This window comes from Sulfuriferula plumbiphila, assembly GCF_009938015.1.
Taxonomy (GTDB): Bacteria; Pseudomonadota; Gammaproteobacteria; order Burkholderiales; family Sulfuriferulaceae; genus Sulfuriferula; species Sulfuriferula plumbiphila.
The window spans coordinates 1,594,215-1,609,048 of record NZ_AP021884.1 but is presented as its reverse complement, the minus strand read 5'-3'; the positions used below and the strand labels follow the sequence as shown (position 1 = coordinate 1,609,048).

Genomic DNA, 14,834 nt, shown 5'->3' with positions numbered 1-14,834 from the left:
CTACCTCAGGAACGTAATTGCGCGTTGAATTGTTGTTTTAACAGATCGGTGAAGTACGCCATGGCGGTATCCACTTCAGTGTCGGTAAAGGTCTTTTGAGTATCTTGCAACAGCACCCGGAATGCAAGACTTTTTTTATCAGAATCAATGCCTTTGCCGCGATACACGTCAAACAATGTAATCTCGGCAACACCCTCTATGCGTGCTGCGTACATCGCATCAATCAAAGCCTGTACCGGCGCCGATTCATCGACTATCACGGCCAGATCACGGCGCACGCTCTGGAAACGCGAAATCTCGCCATGCCTGGGCAGCTTCCGCGTTAACAATGCCGGCAGGGCGAGTTCAAACACAACCGGCGCTGTCGCCAAATCATATTGCTGCGTCAGCCGTGGGTGTAATGTACCCAGCCAGCCGGCATGGACACCATTCAACCACATTTCAGCGCACTGGCCTGGATGCAGCGCAGGATGAGCGGATTTTTCAAAGCGTGCAGGCTGTGGCCAGCACAGCGCTTCGAGATCGGCTTTGACGTCAAAAAAGTCCACGTTGCGCGCCGCACTCCCCCACTGCTCCGGCATAGCGCTGCCGTAAGCCAGTCCAGCCAGGCGTTGCGGCTGATCGAAGCCCTCGGCCGCCGGCAGATAACAGCGTCCGCTCTCAAAAATACGCACACGCTCCTGGCGCCGGTTCAGATTGTTGCGCAGCACATCCATCAGGCCGCCCAACAAGGTGGAGCGCATCACGCCCATCTGACTGGCGATGGGATTTTTCAGCACGACGGGCTGAGCGCCGGGTGCGAAATCCGCTTCCCATGCGGCATCTACAAAGCTGTAGGTAATGACTTCCTGATAATCACGCGCGGTGAGCAGGGTGCGCAACGCATCCACCCCACGCTGTTGCTCCGGCTGCGGCAACATGGTCAGGCGGGCGACCGGGGCCTGCGCAACAATGTTGTCATAACCATGGAGCCGCGCCAGTTCTTCGATCAGGTCTTCCTCGATATTCAGGTCAAAGCGGTAGCTGGGCGGCGTCACCTGATAGGCCGCGCCATCGCGCTGAAAGTCAAAGCACAGGCGGCCCAGCAACACTTCCACCTGCGCGTCACTCAGCGCCACGCCCAACACTTTGCTGGCACGCGCGGTGCGCAGCATGACAGGCGCACGTTGTGGCAGATCGCCTGTTATTTCGGTGATTGCACTTGCCGCGCCAGCGCAAATTTCAAGTATCAATGCCGTGGCGCGTTCCAGCGCATCGCGCGTGGCTGCGTAGTCCACCCCGCGCTCAAAACGGTGCGATGAATCGGTGGACAAGCCCAGCCGGCGCGCCCGTCCGGCAATCGCGCCGGGGCTGAAATACGCTGCCTCAAGAAAAATTTCCGAGGTATTTTCATCCACTGCGGTGGCCGCCCCCCCCATGATGCCAGCGAGCGCCTGCGCGCCGTTGTCATCGGCGATCACCAGCATGTCCGCTTCCAGCGTCGCACGCTGATCATTCAGCAGCGTCAGCGTTTCACCCGGCGTGGCCATGCGCACCTGGATATCGCCAGCAAGCTTGTCCAGATCAAAGGCATGCAAGGGTTGTCCCAACTCCAGCAATACATAGTTGGTAATGTCCACTACCGGACTGATACTGCGCAGGCCACTGCGGGAAAGGCGTTCAATCATCCAGCCCGGTGTTTGAGCCGCGCGATTGAGCTGGCTGATGACGCGCCCGCAATAGCGCGGGCAGGCTTGTCCTGCAGTCACCTGCACCATGCGGGTGAGCCTGCCGGTGACCGCTGCGGGTTCAATCCGGGGCAAGTTCAATGGACTGCCGGTAAGCGCGGCCACTTCACGCGCCACGCCGGCCACGCTCAGGCAATCGCTGCGATTGGGGGTAAGTTTGAGCGTATAAAGCCTGTCATCCAGATGCAGATAATCGCGGATATTGCTACCCACCGGTGCGTCGTTCGGCAACAACAGCAGGCCATCGGCTTGTTCTGCCAGTCCCAGCTCGCGCGCGGAGCACAACATACCCTGCGATTCCACACCCCGCAACTTGGCTTTCTTGATTTCAAAGCCCGGCAAGCGGGCGCCTGCCAGGGCGCAAGGCACGCGCGCGCCTTCACTTACATTGGGTGCGCCACATACGATCTGCAACGGGCTGCCAGTGCCGGCATCTACCAGGCACACGCGCAGGCGATCGGCATCCGGATGCGGCGCTACGGACAGCACCTGCCCCACCACCACGCCGGAAAAATCCGCCGCGACCGGGTCCAGCGCTTCGACCTCCAGTCCGGCCATGGTAAGAAGATGGGACAGCGCCGCGCTGTCCAGCGCAGGATTAACAAGGGTACGCAACCAGAGCTCGGAGAATTTCATCTTGATGGTTCAGTTGAACTGTTTCAGGAAACGCAAATCATTAGCGAAAAACAGGCGCAGGTCATCCACACCGTAGCGCAGCATGGCCAGCCGTTCCACCCCCATGCCAAACGCGAAACCGAGGTATTTTTCGCTATCCACATGCACATGTCCCAGCACATTGGGATGCACCATGCCGCAGCCCAGCACTTCCAGCCAGCCGGTATGGCTGCATACGCGGCAACCGCCGCCACCGCACATCACGCAAGCGATATCCATTTCCGCCGACGGTTCGGTGAACGGGAAAAACGATGGGCGGAAGCGCACCTTCAGGTCATCGCGTTCAAAAAAACGCTGCATGAAATCCGCCAGCACGCCTTTCAATGCCGCGAAACTCACCTCTTCGTCCACCCACAATCCCTCGACTTGATGAAACATGGGTGTGTGGGTCACGTCGGAATCGCAGCGATATACCCGGCCTGGCGCGATGATCTTGAGCGGCGGCTGATTGTTCTGCAAATAATGTATCTGCACCGGCGACGTGTGGGTGCGCAGCAGGTGTTTGTCATCCACGTAGAAAGTGTCGTGCATGGCGCGCGCCGGGTGGTTTTCCGGAATATTCAGTGCGGTGAAATTGTAGAAATCGGTTTCAATCTCCGGGCCTTCCGCCACCTCGAAACCGATCGAGGCGAACAGCGCCTGGATGCGTGCCAGCGTGCGCGTCACCGGGTGCAGGCCGCCTGTGCCCAGGCCGCGTCCGGGCAGCGTCACATCCAGGGTTTCCGCCGCCAGCCTGTTATCCAGCTCAGCCCGGGACAAGGCTGCGCGGCGCGCTTCCAGCGCCTGCTGAATCCGTTCCTTGGCCTGATTGATCACGTTGCCCGCTGCCGGGCGTTCTGCGGCGGGAAGCTTGCCCAGTTGTTTCAATTGCCCGGTGAGCAAACCGGCTTTGCCGAGATAGCGGGCTTTTGCCTGCTCCAGTTCAACGGCCTGGTTGACTGCGGCGAATTCGGCTAGCGCTGCGGCAACAATAGTGTCGAGATTTTGCATGATGGTTTGTCTCAAGAGAGCGTCTCAAGAAATTCAACCGGCATCTGATACATTTGCGCCAGATTGAATTTCTGGAAGCGCCCACAAAAAAGGAGGCCGACGGCCTCCTTTTTGAAGGTATAGTCAGCTTCAGGCCGCCAATTTGGCTTTGGCCTGCTCGGCAAGCTGCGCAAACGCAGGTTTGTCGAATACTGCCAGATCGGCCAGTACCTTGCGATCCAGCACGATTTCGGCTTTTTTCAGACCGTTCATGAATACGCTGTAACGCATACCACACTCACGCGCAGCCGCGTTGATACGCGCAATCCACAGGGAGCGGAACTGACGCTTGCGCTGGCGACGGTCACGGTAGGCATACTGCCCCGCCTTCATCACCGCCTGCTTGGCGACACGGTAGACGTTCTTGCGGCGACCACGATAGCCCTTGGCCAGGTCGAGGACTTTCTTGTGACGCGCGCGCGCCGTTACACCACGCTTTACTCTTGGCATGTCATCTCTCCTTTATGCGTAGGGCAACATGGCGCGAACGGAACGCATGTTGGTCGCATCGACCATCAGCGTGCCGCGCAACTGGCGCTTGTTCTTGGTGGTTTTCTTGGTGAGAATGTGGCGCTTGAAAGCCTGACCGCGCTTTACGCCACCATTCGCCAGCGCCTTGAAGCGCTTGGCCGCACCCGATTTGGTTTTCATCTTCGGCATTGCATTAACTCCTGTTGGGCAAGACGCCGGGCAGTCTCACAACGAGACATTTAGGAACCCGGACATCCGCGATACATCCGGCGGCTGCTAGCGCCAGATGGTTTTCGCCGGATTTCAGCGAAAATACCTTAAGCAGGCAAGCCGTACCGCGACTTGCCCGCAAAATTCTGTTTACTTCTTCTTGGGCCCCAGCATCATTACCATCTGCCGGCCTTCCATCTTGGGAAACTGCTCGACCACTGCCTGTTCGGCCAGGTCCGCTTCCACACGCCTTAACTGCGCCAGACCGATTTCCTGATGCGCCATTTCACGACCCCGGAAACGCAGGGTAACTTTCGCCTTGTCACCTTCTTCCAGGAAGCGGATCAGGTTGCGCAGCTTGATCTGGTAGTCGCCTTCGTCAGTATTGGGTCGGAACTTCACTTCCTTGACCTGGATCTGCTTCTGCTTGACCTTGGCCTCGTGCTGGCGCTTGCTCTGCTGGTACTTGAACTTGCCGTAGTCCATCAGGCGACACACCGGCGGCTTGGCCTGCGGGGCGATTTCCACCAGATCCACTTCGGCTTCCTCGGCCAGTTTCAGCGCCTCGGCGGCGCTAACGATACCAAGGGGTTCCCCTTCCAGTCCCACCAAACGAATCTCCGGCCAGGTAATTTCACCGTTGACCCGTGTTTCTTTATCCTGAGCGATAGCTGCAACTCCTGTAAATCAAAAGACAAGAGGAGTGAGAAAACCTCACTCCCCGCCCGGCTTGCGCAGCGCCACGGCTTCCTTGAGTCGTGCCATAAACACTTCCAAAGGCATCTGGCCGAGATCCTGGCCGCTGCGGCTGCGCACTGCAACCACACCTGCGGCCATTTCCTTGTCGCCAACGATCAGCTGGTAAGGCAGCTTTTGCAAACTATGTTCCCGAATTTTATAGGTTATTTTCTCATTTCTCAAGTCCGCCGTGACGCGCAAACCTTCCTGACGCATCACATCGCAGACTTTTTGCGCGTATTCCGCCTGATGGTCGGTGATATTCATCACGACTGCTTGCAGCGGCGCCAGCCACAGCGGGAAGTTGCCGGCATGATGCTCGATCAGGATACCGATGAAGCGTTCCATCGAGCCGAGAATGGCGCGGTGCAGCATCACCGGCGCTTTGCGTGTATTGTCCTCGTCCACGAACTCGGCATCCAGACGCACCGGCAGATTGAAGTCGAGCTGGATGGTGCCGCATTGCCACAGGCGCCCGAGGCTGTCTTTCAGCGTGAATTCGATCTTGGGGCCGTAGAAGGCACCTTCACCCGGCTGCAGGTCGTACGCCAGGCCGTTCTGCTGCAATGCCGCCGCCAAGCCGGCTTCGGCCTTGTCCCAGGTTTCGTCCGAGCCCACCCGTTTTTCCGGGCGTGTGGAGAGCCTGACCAGCATGTCGTTGAAGCCGAAGTCTGCATAGACTTTTTGCAGCATGACAATAAAGTCCGCCACTTCGGATTCAATCTGCGCTTCGGTACAGAAAATGTGTGCGTCGTCCTGAGTAAAGCCACGTACCCGCATCAGGCCATGCAGCGCGCCGGAAGGCTCATTGCGGTGGCATGAACCGAATTCCGCCAGGCGCAGCGGCAGGTCGCGGTAGCTGTGCAGACCACGATTGAATATTTGCACATGGCCCGGGCAATTCATCGGCTTGACCGCGTATTCGCGGTTCTCCGACGCAGTGGTAAACATGTTGTCGCGATAGTTTTCCCAGTGGCCGGATTTTTCCCACATCTGCCGGTCCATTACCGTCGGCGTGCGCACTTCCTGATAACCGTATTCGCGGAATTTTTCGCGCATGTACTGCTCGATCTGCTGCCAGATCACCCAGCCGTTAGGGTGCCAGAACACCATGCCCGGCGCTTCATCCTGCATATGGAACAGGCTGAGCTGCTTGGCCAGCTTGCGGTGATCGCGCTTCTCGGCTTCTTCCAGGCGATACAGGTAAGCGTCGAGGTCTTCCTTTTTCGCCCACGCGGTGCCGTATACGCGCTGCAGCATTTCGTTGCGGTGATCGCCGCGCCAGTACGCGCCAGCCAGCTTCATCAACTTGAAATGCCTGAGCTTTCCGGTGGAGGGAACATGCGGGCCGCGGCACAGGTCGGTGAAATCGCCCTCGGTGTACAGCGACACCTCCTCATTCGCCGGGATGGAGGCAATGATTTCCGCCTTGTAGTGCTCGCCCAGCCCCTTGAAATATGCCACCGCCTCGTCGCGCGGCAGAACTTTCCGGCTGACCGGGATATCGCGCCTGGCCAGCTCGGCCATCTTTTTCTCGATAGCCTGCAAATCGTCCGGCGTGAACGGGCGCTTGTAGGAAAAATCGTAGTAGAAGCCATCCTCGATCACCGGACCGATGGTCACTTGCGCATCCGGATAGAGTTCTTTCACCGCGTAGGCCAGCAGGTGCGCGGTGGAGTGGCGGATCATGTCCAGGCCATCGGCATCACGATCGGTCACGATGGACAGTTTCGCGTCTTGCCCGATGACGAAACTGGTATCCACCAGGGTGCCGTCAACGCGTCCGGCGAGCGCGGCCTTGGCCAGCCCTGCGCCAATCGATGCGGCAACTTCAGCCACCGTGACCGGCTGGGGGAAACTGCGGACAGAACCGTCTGGCAAAGTGACATTCAACATTGATTTCTCCGGCACAAAACAAAAAAGCGCGGATAAGCCGCGCTTTTTTGACAGATACAAACCTACTCAGGGATTAACGCGACGATAGTTGTCATGTGCGGCAGCACGAGTTCGCGGTGTCATAACGCTGCCTTTCCGTGCCACATCCATCTCTCTGTATTGAATCCGTTGGTAGGCGCGATTGGACTCGAACCAACGACCCCCACCATGTCAAGGGGTTGCGAACCCATGCGCCACGTTTAACTATTTGATTTAACTATGCGCTCTGCGCTCGCCAAATCCCAAACTGGCACCCAAAAGCGCCGCAGCAACCATTTATGTGACGCCAGTGCGTCACAGTTCTGGCACAGGCACGCATTCTGCCACAAGTGGCTGCGGTGAACAACAAGACCCACTGCATGGCAGTGACCTCCTCCGCCTGAACGCCGGGGCTTCTGGGCTCTCCATCTCGGGCCGGAAATCCAGGGCACCGAAGCGATTGGGGCCGGCATTCAGCAGATAGACGGACTCCGGCACCGAGTCGGGCGGCACCTTGAGTTTGGTTTCGAGCACGCGCCGCCCCCAGAAATCCAGGGCGGCATCCCGCACCGCGCCGAACAGGGGCGGATTGACCGGCTCGTAGGTCGCCTGGTCGCCCGGAAGGCAGGTGAACGGCAGGCTCAGGGGGGCGACCGGCACGGCATTGGGCCGGGCAAGGTAACGCCGGCCGTAGCCAAAGCGGCTCGCGGTCGATTCCGGCTCCGCTTCTTCGAGGACCAGATTGCCGGCCGGCACAGCCGCAGTTTTCCCCGGGGCAGGTAGGCGTGTACGCCGAAATATCTGACGCAGGCGGTCAAAACCTAGCGAATTCCACAATTCGGTCAGTGCCCAGACATCGCCATAATCGCGCGCGGACTCGAACGTCAGCACTGGACTGGAGGGTGCTTCGAGCAACGATTTTCCTGTCACGCCCGGAAATAAATTACGACTGCTCTTCGGCGTAATACGAACTTCTCATTAATGGTCCTGCCTTCACCCACGTAAAACCCAATCTGCGCGCAACTAGCTCATAGTCTGCGAACTCGTCCGGAGGCAAATATCGCAGGACCGGCAAGTGATGCAGCGTGGGCTGCAAGTATTGCCCGAGCGAAACGCGCCTCACACCGCGCGCGCGCAGGTCAGCAAGCACTTCCACGACCTCATCTCGCGTCTCCCCCAGACCGAGCATTAACGCGGACTTGGTTTCCACAGCATCCAGGCGTGCAACCGCCTCCAACAGCGCGAGGGAGCGCTCGTATTTCGACCCTTTTCTTACTTGCCGGTAGAGTCTGGGTACGGTTTCGACGTTGTGGCCCCATACAAGGGTCCGATTCGCTCCTTCGGGCAAGCCCGCAAGCGCATCATGCACGCCCTGAATTGCCTTCTCCTGGCAGTTACGAAAGTCGGGGGTCAAAAATTCGACTCCAATCCCCGGCCAGCGTCGCCTCAGTTCACGCAACGTGTCCGCAAACACGCCAACCCCGCCGTCTGGTAGATCGTCACGGTTAACAGACGTGAGGACAACGTACTTGAGGTTCATTGCCGCCACTGCGTCAGCGACTTGGCGCGGCTCATCGGTTTCATGAAAGGTCGGACGTCCACTTTTTATCGCACAAAACCCGCATGCGCGCGTGCATATATCTCCCAACAACATAAAGGTCGCCGTGCCGCGACTCCAGCATTCACTGCGGTTGGGGCACTTCGCCTCCTCGCAAACAGTATGGAGCAGACCCCCATGTACAGCAAGGTCCGTCCGTCCGTACAGCCCTTCCCCGGCGAGTTTCGTTGTTATCCAGATCGGCTTGCGTAAAAGTATTGGCCGAGCAGTTTGGTTACCCAACGGACTTGCCTCCTAATCGACAGTTAATATGAGGAAATGGAACTGCGCACGCTGGCGGAGCCCGAACTGGTCACCTTTTCTTCTTGAATTTGCGCATAAACTGAATGATTGTTGATCATTCTAATCTCCGTATTCCTTGATCCAGCCATACAGGCGCTTAGTGGTAACGCCGAGCTATCCTCCACATCAGATTCGGAACAATCCCGATCCACCCATTACCCGGCTACTTCAATCTTGAACCCTTCGACATATTGCTTCCCACTCAAACGCACATCCATCACAGTTATCTTAATAACGCTCGGGTGCCTACAAAATTGGAGGACAGTTGCTAATGCCCATTTTTATTTTCAAAATACGGGGTATTATTTGCTCCCAATTTTACTGGCCGATAGCTCAGTTATAAAGCGAATATTCTCCGGACTATCGAAATCTCGACCACCGATTGCTCGATAAGCAATATGGCCTTTTCTGTCGATCAGGAAAGTCGTAGGCAAGCCCTTGACAGGCCAGGCGCGCAAGACAGCGCTGTCTTTGTCGAAGACGATCGGAAAAGTCGGTGAAACGTCAAGCATTCCCATAAAGCTGAGAACCGTATCCGCATCCTCTCCTACATTTACCGCCACGATTTGTAGCTTTGATTTCCCGAGTTTTAGCCAAAGCCGTTGCAGGGAAGGCATTTCACGTCGACACGGAGGACACCAGGTCGCCCAGAAGTTGACGAGCACCACTTGGCCTTTCAGTTTTTCAAGGTCTACCTGCTTACCATCCATGTTAAGCAGCTTGAGCTTCGGTGCAGCTGGGTGACCGGGAAACGGGCTGAAAACTTCTTCACCAGCGGCGCAACTGGCTTCCATGTTAAGCAGCAATCCGGATGCGATGGCAAGCGTAAACAAAAGCACTCGAAGCCGCTTAATCTGCACAGCGAATCCCTCTGATTGTGTCCACATAATTCTTGTTTCCTTTTTTCCATTTTACGGTCAAATCGAACTGACTTCCATGCGGCACTTGATAAGTGGTCATGCCCTGATTCCAGTCTTTGGGCTCCAGCGTCTGGTTAGTGGGATGTTGAGACCACTCGAATGCAATCTGCGCACTTTTCGAAACACCACGTTGCTGCCATTCACGCAACCAGTCATCCTTAAGTTTAAGTTTTCGTGTCACACTATCTGCTGTCGCGTATCGCCAATCGGCCAGGTGGTACGAAATAGTCATTGGCGATTGATTCCTTACCACAGTTGCAAAAACGCAGCTTGCCGCATAGTAATCTACATCCCCCCGATTAAAGCCACGGGCGAGGAAAAAACCGCGGGCTTGGTCAGGGCTAATCTGTATCAGCTCAACTTCGACGCCATCGTCCTGCAGCACCCATGATTCAATACTTGTTTTTGGATCGACAGCATGTTGAATTTTCACCCGGCTGTTATCAGCAACAGCCGGAACCGAGACAAAAGCCATTGCGGCAATTGTTAGCGCTAATAATTTATTCAATGCCATGTTTATATTCTCGTCTTAGTCGATTGGTATATAAGCGTATCCTCTGTTCTCGTACCCCGCCATTGAAATGAAACTGTTCCCGATCACTTTAAGTTCTGGAATAGTGTCTTCGTTCTTGATCTTTAAATAACGGTTGGCTACTGCGCACTGTTCCAGGTTGTAACTTTTATCCTTACTCATTTCCTTAAGCTTTTGTTGAATTTTTTCCATCACCTCAATATCCTCCAACTTAACCCGACTTTGATCCTTCTGTACGAGGAGGCTGGCTGGTCCTCGAAAAGCGAGAATAAAATGCGGTTTGACCCTTTGCTTGACCATTCCATCACGAGTCTCTTCAATTAATCCTAAACGCGACAAAAGTTTTTTTGCATCGCCCGTGGTTATGTCAAAAATCACTTTAACATCGGTTAATCCCATCAATGCCTCTTTGTCATCAGGAGGTTGCGCGGCATAAACGGAAAAACTGGCACTTAATACCCACAAAAACAATGACAACACCATGAAAAACGGTTTGGTTTTCATCTCGCTCTCCTTTTCGTTTGAAATAAGAAAAACTACGCATTTACAACCCGTGCAAACTCATAAAATCCATGCACCGGTCACAAACTTACGTTCAGTGAGTGATTATAATTCCCCAAGGGCTATAAAAATTCCTCCAATAAATTAACTCCACAAAAAGAGGCGAATCCAAATACGCATGGTTTCATGGGATATGTGATTATCGCCATACCGTGCCGGCCTCGCTCCCCACTCCATCAAGTGCGTTTGGTGTGCTACAAACAATTATCCAAAGGTGATACCCGGATTTTTTCTTTTTTCTGCAATATTTTATGAATCGCGTGACCGAAGACGTCTTCGGCTGCTTCCTGTATTCCTTCAGCGAGCGTGGGATGCGCGTGTATGGTGTGCTCAAGGTCTTCCACGGTTCCAGCCTGACGCAGTATGATGGCTCCCTCATGGACCAAATCCGAAGCATGGGCTCCAACTATATGAAGACCGAGCAAGCGTCCTGTTTGCACTTCTGCAACTACCTTAACCATCCCCGATAATTCACCCATGGCTTGGGCCTTGCCGAGCCCACGCAGGTTGAACGTTCCGCAGCGAACATCGATTCCCATATTCTTCGCCTCATTCTCCGTCAGACCGACGCAACCTACCTCTGGGGAAGTGAATACGGCAAGCGGGATATCCCTAGCATTGATCTTCCGCGGCGCAAGCCCGAGCATGTGATCGACTGCCACGCGCGCCTGAGCTGAAGCAGCGTGGGCAAGCAAAACGCGGCCGTTGACGTCTCCAGCAGCATAGATACTGGGAAATTGCGATCGCATGTACTCATCTACCGGGATATCACCCAATGCCCCCGTTTTTAATCCGATCGCTTCCAATCCGAGAGCAGATGTATTTGGGCGTCTTCCCACCGCAACCAGCGCGCGCTCAGCCTCCACAGTGATGTCGCCATCGCACTCTGCAGTTACGGATCCGGCATGCAAATTCAATGCGCGGACCGCACTATTACCCACGAAACGGATCTTCTTCTTGCGCATCTCGTAACCGATAAGCGCAGATATTTCATGATCGAGCGTCGAGAGCGGGCTCTTGCCCATTCCGATCACAGTGACCTCGACACCCAGGGTATTCATGATGAAGGCAAATTCGCACGCGATGACGCCGTCGCCCACAATGACGAGAGACCGAGGCAGCGTCTCCCAGCGCAGCAATTCGTCACTCGTCACGACACGTTCGTCATCGAATGGAAAAGTCGATGGGCGTATAGCATGCGATCCCGTGCAAAGCAGAATAAAATCCCCGCATATCTCTCCGTGGCCCTCGACCATCACCGACTGTGGGCCGCTCATATGCGCAAGCCCCGAGATCGAGATCACTCCGCGATCGGCGAGCAATGCCCGCACGCCGCCCGTCAAAGTATTGACGGTTTTGTTCATGCTGCTTTTCATCGCATCCCAGCGCGGAATTGCATTGCCATCGAGTTGTATCCCGACGCTTGCAGCGTGGCGTATCTTTTCCAACAAAGCGCAGGTGGCTACCAAGGTCTTGGTCGGAATGCAACCCTGGTTAAGGCAGGTACCGCCGATTTCCGCGGCTTCCACCAACGTGACCTTCGCGCCGTGCGTCGCTGCATGGATAGCGCCGACGTAGCCAGCAGGTCCTCCACCGATTATCACGATGTGTTTAATCATGGGTTACCTAGCGAAGAGCCATGTTAAGGTTATCCAAAAACTTGTCTGGGGGCAGATAACCGATAGTGCGCGCCGACTTGACTTCGTTGCCATTTTTATCAAAAAAGATAATCCCGGGTGGGCCGAACAGACTGAATTTCTTGAGCAGCGCCTTGTCCTCGGCATTGTTGGCAGTAACATCTGCCTGAAGCAGTACAACATCCTTGAGTTTGTCTCGCACCCGAGCGTCGCTGAAGGTAAAGCGCTCGAACTCCTTGCAGGAAACACACCAGTCCGCATAAAAATCCAGCATGACAAATTTGCCGCTGGCCTGCTTGATGCGCGTCTCCAAATCAGCAACACTTTTGACTCGCTCGAATTTAAGGGTAGGTTCAATTTGTGCACCGGCGCTTGTCGCCGTATTTCCATGCAAACCTGCCAAAGGCTGCAGAATGTCGCGACTGCCGCTCAAAGCGCCGATTAGCAGGGAAATACCGGTGACCAATGCAATCATGCCTACACCCTTCCAAAATTTGGAAAAGCCCCGCGCGGTCAACGGTAAAGGATCAACCGCACTAAGATAGATTGCGGAAACAATCAACAACGCAGCCCATAAAAGCATCTGCACGAGATCGGGAATCACAGGGGAAATCAGCCAGATTGCCACGCCCAGCAACAGCACGCCAAAGAAGCTCTTGACTGCGTTCATCCAGCCGCCCGCTTTAGGTAAAAGCGCACCGGCAGATACGCCCACCAGAATCAGCGGCACACCCATGCCCAATGCCATGGCAAATAACGCGGAGCCGCCGAGCCAGACGTTGTGGGTCTGTCCGATATACAACAGGGCACCCGCCAGGGGTGCTGCTACGCACGGCCCGACAATCACTGCGGACAACACGCCCATGACGAATACGCCGACCGTACTGCCGCCTTTCATTTTGTTGCTGGCATTCGAAAACTTGCTTTGAATGGCATTCGGCAGTTGCAGTTCATAGAAGCCAAACATGGAAAAAGCCAACACGACAAAGATCAGTGCAAATGCACCTAGCACCCAAGGGTTCTGCAACGCAGCCGAGAGCATGCTGCCAGACAGTCCAGCCGCAATACCGACAAGCGCATAGGTCATCGCCATGCCCAAGACGTAGGAAAGCGAAAGTGCAAAAGCACGCCTTTTGGTCAGGTGCTGGCCTTGCCCCGCGATAATGCCGGACAAGATGGGGATCATCGGGAATACACAAGGGGTCAGTGCCAGCAGCAGTCCGGCACCGAAGAAAAAGCTCACAATCAGCCAGAAACTGCCGCCTTTGAACAAATTTTCGATCCGGGAGGATTCGGATTGCGGCGCTTCGGTGGCTGCAAGAGCGGGACTCGTTGCTTCCTTGGTGCTTGGTTGGAGCGAGGGTGCAGCGGTTTGCGATTGTGCGAGTCCGGCCAAGCCACCTCCCGCCTCCAGCGTAGGCTGAGCAGCCAATTGAAGCACTGCTTCCTGTGCCTGAGGGGGGTAACATACGCCCGCATCGGCGCATCCCTGAGAGACGGCTTTTAAAGTGATGGTTTGGAGATTTGGGTTGCCACGTTTTAGAGGCAACCTGATTTTGACATCGTGGCGATAGACTACCATGTGGCCGAAAATCGCGTCCTGCTCCACTTTGCCGGGGGGGAGTTGCGGGGTTACCAGCGTGACATCGGTGGGCGATACTTCGAACTTTAATTTGTCGCGGTAGAGGTGATAGCCTTCCGCTATCTGATAGCGGACTTCGATGGTATCAGCATCCAGCACCCTTGCCGAAAACTTGAACGCTTGCTGGGGTTCCAGCAAATCCCCTTCTGCAATTGCCTGAGCGTAAATCGGGAACAGCATGAACAACATGAGCAGAAAACGCATAATCAAACTTCGGCTAGTGCGAAAAGATTCGTATTTGTTAGTCATCGTTAAGTTTCCGAAATTTGTGATTTTCATTGATCAGGTCGCGACTGCGGCTTCTTGGTGTGACTGGAGTGATTTCATGGGCCCGCCGTTGATCGATACCTTCCCCGTGACCTCGATAGCACGCACCAGCGTGTCCAGTACCGGGCAATGGCTTTCCACGGTTTCGATCAGCTTCTTGATGGTCGCTTCGTCCGCCGCGCTGTCGATGGTGGTTTCGAAAGTCACCTTCTGGAAGCCTGGCGGCACAGCGTCATCCATGGCGAAGAGGCCCCGCAAATCGAGATTACCCTTCACTCCCACCTTGACCTTGGACAACGGGACCCCCATCACGGAGGCGTATGCGCCATACATAATCTCCTGACAGGTTCCGAGCGCGACCAGCACGAGCTCAACGGGACTCATAGCCTCATCTTTACCTCCCAGCGCCGGAGGTTCGGTTACGGTGATTGACGCAAAATCCCGCACCTTCGCGCTACAACGAACGTCCTCGACCAACTCGGTGTCGGCACGGAAGACAAGGCGCGCTGCGCCAGGGTTGGCTTTGATCGATTCGATCGTGTTGAGCAGAGCTGCTTTAACTGATGCTTGAGACATGATTTCTCCTCCATTTTAAAGTGATTTGGATCGCG

14 protein-coding genes are annotated in these 14,834 nt (G+C 55.5%); all 14 read right to left on the bottom strand.

The genetic code is table 11. The annotated features are described in order from the left end of the window. Nucleotides 1–5: 5 nt before the first annotated feature. A complete protein-coding gene (gene pheT / locus GZH91_RS08415) occupies nt 6–2,363 on the bottom strand; it encodes a phenylalanine--tRNA ligase subunit beta (protein WP_147073443.1) in 2,358 nt (785 codons plus the stop codon). A 9-nt stretch (nt 2,364–2,372) separates the two neighbouring features. Next, nucleotides 2,373–3,392 carry a phenylalanine--tRNA ligase subunit alpha gene (gene pheS / locus GZH91_RS08410; protein WP_147073445.1) on the bottom strand — a complete coding sequence of 340 codons (1,020 nt, stop codon included), beginning with the start codon at nt 3,390–3,392 and terminating at the stop codon, nt 2,373–2,375. Between the two features lie 129 nt (nt 3,393–3,521). Beyond that, nucleotides 3,522–3,881, bottom strand: a complete 360-nt coding sequence (rplT, locus tag GZH91_RS08405) for a 50S ribosomal protein L20 (RefSeq protein ID WP_147073447.1) — start codon at nt 3,879–3,881, stop codon at nt 3,522–3,524. Between the two features lie 12 nt (nt 3,882–3,893). Continuing rightward, nucleotides 3,894–4,091, bottom strand: a complete 198-nt coding sequence (rpmI, locus tag GZH91_RS08400; protein ID WP_087446232.1) for a 50S ribosomal protein L35 — start codon at nt 4,089–4,091, stop codon at nt 3,894–3,896. 171 nt (nt 4,092–4,262) lie between these two features. Further along, nucleotides 4,263–4,781, bottom strand: a complete 519-nt coding sequence (gene infC, locus GZH91_RS08395) for a translation initiation factor IF-3 (RefSeq protein WP_147073449.1) — start codon at nt 4,779–4,781, stop codon at nt 4,263–4,265. A 45-nt stretch (nt 4,782–4,826) separates the two neighbouring features. After that, a complete protein-coding gene (gene thrS, locus GZH91_RS08390) occupies nt 4,827–6,746 on the bottom strand; it encodes a threonine--tRNA ligase (RefSeq protein WP_147073450.1) in 1,920 nt (639 codons plus the stop codon). A 333-nt stretch (nt 6,747–7,079) separates the two neighbouring features. Continuing rightward, nucleotides 7,080–7,679, bottom strand: coding sequence for a hypothetical protein (locus GZH91_RS08385; RefSeq protein WP_161984118.1), 600 nt, complete (start codon nt 7,677–7,679; stop codon nt 7,080–7,082). Nucleotides 7,680–7,707: 28 nt separating this feature from the next. Continuing rightward, complete coding sequence (lipA, locus tag GZH91_RS08380; protein WP_147073454.1) at nt 7,708–8,604, bottom strand: lipoyl synthase; 897 nt, start codon at nt 8,602–8,604, stop codon at nt 7,708–7,710. Nucleotides 8,605–8,966: 362 nt separating this feature from the next. After that, nucleotides 8,967–9,551, bottom strand: a complete 585-nt coding sequence (locus tag GZH91_RS08375; RefSeq protein ID WP_223264570.1) for a TlpA family protein disulfide reductase — start codon at nt 9,549–9,551, stop codon at nt 8,967–8,969. Then, on the bottom strand, nt 9,514–10,098 hold the full coding sequence (locus GZH91_RS08370) for a hypothetical protein (RefSeq protein ID WP_147073456.1): 585 nt from the start codon (nt 10,096–10,098) through the stop codon (nt 9,514–9,516). Before GZH91_RS08370 ends, GZH91_RS08375 begins: the two co-directional genes overlap by 38 nt. A gap of 15 nt (nt 10,099–10,113) precedes the next feature. Next, nucleotides 10,114–10,620, bottom strand: a complete 507-nt coding sequence (locus GZH91_RS08365) for a DsrE family protein (protein ID WP_147073458.1) — start codon at nt 10,618–10,620, stop codon at nt 10,114–10,116. A gap of 251 nt (nt 10,621–10,871) precedes the next feature. Further along, complete coding sequence (gene lpdA / locus GZH91_RS08360; protein ID WP_147073460.1) at nt 10,872–12,296, bottom strand: dihydrolipoyl dehydrogenase; 1,425 nt, start codon at nt 12,294–12,296, stop codon at nt 10,872–10,874. 7 nt (nt 12,297–12,303) lie between these two features. Next, on the bottom strand, nt 12,304–14,160 hold the full coding sequence (dsbD, locus tag GZH91_RS08355; RefSeq protein ID WP_161984329.1) for a protein-disulfide reductase DsbD: 1,857 nt from the start codon (nt 14,158–14,160) through the stop codon (nt 12,304–12,306). A 78-nt stretch (nt 14,161–14,238) separates the two neighbouring features. Continuing rightward, nucleotides 14,239–14,799 (bottom strand): OsmC family protein, encoded by a 561-nt coding sequence (locus GZH91_RS08350; protein WP_161984222.1) that lies wholly within the window; start codon nt 14,797–14,799, stop codon nt 14,239–14,241. Nucleotides 14,800–14,834 lie beyond the last annotated feature (35 nt).

Coding starts and splice junctions, on each gene's coding strand:
- rplT (WP_147073447.1), bottom strand. CDS start 3,881: ATGCCAAGAGTAAAGCGTGGTGTAACGGCGCGCGCGCGTCACAAGAAA.
- pheT (WP_147073443.1), bottom strand. CDS start 2,363: ATGAAATTCTCCGAGCTCTGGTTGCGTACCCTTGTTAATCCTGCGCTG.
- GZH91_RS08370 (WP_147073456.1), bottom strand. CDS start 10,098: ATGGCATTGAATAAATTATTAGCGCTAACAATTGCCGCAATGGCTTTT.
- lpdA (WP_147073460.1), bottom strand. CDS start 12,296: ATGATTAAACACATCGTGATAATCGGTGGAGGACCTGCTGGCTACGTC.
- rpmI (WP_087446232.1), bottom strand. CDS start 4,091: ATGCCGAAGATGAAAACCAAATCGGGTGCGGCCAAGCGCTTCAAGGCG.
- dsbD (WP_161984329.1), bottom strand. CDS start 14,160: ATGCGTTTTCTGCTCATGTTGTTCATGCTGTTCCCGATTTACGCTCAG.
- thrS (WP_147073450.1), bottom strand. CDS start 6,746: ATGTTGAATGTCACTTTGCCAGACGGTTCTGTCCGCAGTTTCCCCCAG.
- pheS (WP_147073445.1), bottom strand. CDS start 3,392: ATGCAAAATCTCGACACTATTGTTGCCGCAGCGCTAGCCGAATTCGCC.
- GZH91_RS08350 (WP_161984222.1), bottom strand. CDS start 14,799: ATGTCTCAAGCATCAGTTAAAGCAGCTCTGCTCAACACGATCGAATCG.
- GZH91_RS08365 (WP_147073458.1), bottom strand. CDS start 10,620: ATGAAAACCAAACCGTTTTTCATGGTGTTGTCATTGTTTTTGTGGGTA.
- GZH91_RS08375 (WP_223264570.1), bottom strand. CDS start 9,551: ATGTGGACACAATCAGAGGGATTCGCTGTGCAGATTAAGCGGCTTCGA.